This window comes from Sulfobacillus harzensis (genome assembly GCF_012933365.1).
Classification (GTDB): Bacteria; Bacillota; Sulfobacillia; order Sulfobacillales; family Sulfobacillaceae; genus Sulfobacillus_B; species Sulfobacillus_B harzensis.
This window is the reverse complement of record NZ_JABBVZ010000281.1, coordinates 1-1,203: the sequence shown is the minus strand read 5'-3', so window position 1 is coordinate 1,203 and position 1,203 is coordinate 1. Positions and strand designations below refer to the sequence as shown.

Genomic DNA, 1,203 nt, shown 5'->3' with positions numbered 1-1,203 from the left:
GAGCTTTTTCAAAAATTGACCCGGACGGCTCCGCGGACGGGTGTCAAAATTCGCTGGGGTGGGCGGCCATTTGGCAGAACGTCGGGTGGGCACAGAATGCCCGGGCGGACGAGCCGCCCGTTTTTGGATCGCGTGAGTTGTCGGGGCCGGAATACCTCACCGTCCTTTCCACCGCGGATGGGTTAGGGGGTCGCCTGACGCACCCAGGCCTGGATGTGTTGGGCGATCGCCCCGATAATCAACCGCCCATACCAGACGTAGCGCCGCCGATGGCGCGCCGCCTTGACGCCGCCGGTTTCCCAGAGACTGTGGGCCCGCTCCACACTGGTCCGTTGCGCGTAGACCGCATCCCAAGCGGGGGATCGATAAGGCAAGCCGATCTGGTCATAGCGGGTGCCCCGGAAGTTCACCGTGACCGACCGCTTGGCTTTCGCACAGGGGGTGGGACACGGGGCGGCCGTTTTGTTCCGCAAAGGGCAGGCGTACTGCTGGACCCCGCGCCGAGCTGCACCCCGGGGCACCAGGCGGCGAGCGGCCCGACACACGGGTTGATGGTCGCCGTTGAGGCGAATGCCCGCCGCAGCCGCGGCGGGACTAACCTGAGGTGGCGCCGGCGGGGTATGCGGGGCAAAGACCGGCCCGACGTTTCGGGCGTGGGTGAAGGCCCACAGGTCCTCGACGTCAAAGGCGGCATCACCAATCACCCGCCGAATGGTCGTCCCCGTCCCAGCGAACCGGCGTTGGGTTTTGACCAAGAGATCGGGGTACGCGACGCCGTCGGGCCGGTTGGCCGGATGGAGGGCCAGGCTGACGATCAACGGATGGGCAGGCTGCCCCGGGACGGCATTGGTGACGGCCAGACTGACCACGTTGTAGCCGAAATAATAGCGATTGCGGTAACTGTCCCAACCCAATAAAGCGTGGGCATCCCCAAAATACCGCAGACACCCACAGCGTTTGCCCGGGCAGTCACAGACTTTTCGGCCAAAGGAGTGCGCCCCGCTCTCAACCGGGGAACCATCGACCGCGAGGTCCCAGGTTCGTGGCAGCACGTTGCGGTGGACGCTTTCCTGTACCACCGTCGCCAACAGCGCATCCCAGCGGTCGGTGACCCGCGGCCGGTCCGGCCGCTGGGCTTCGCGGAGGACCCGCCGGGCCACCCGGCCGGTGACCCCGGGGCGTTTCGGCGGCATTTTCTCGCCG

The 1,203-nt window shown here is 66.7% G+C and carries 1 protein-coding gene; it reads right to left on the bottom strand.

Translation table 11 applies throughout. The annotated features are described in order from the left end of the window. Positions 1-182: 182 nt before the first annotated feature. The coding region (locus HIJ39_RS23030; RefSeq protein WP_169103354.1) for a hypothetical protein at positions 183-1,203 on the bottom strand (1,021 nt) is incomplete at its 5' end.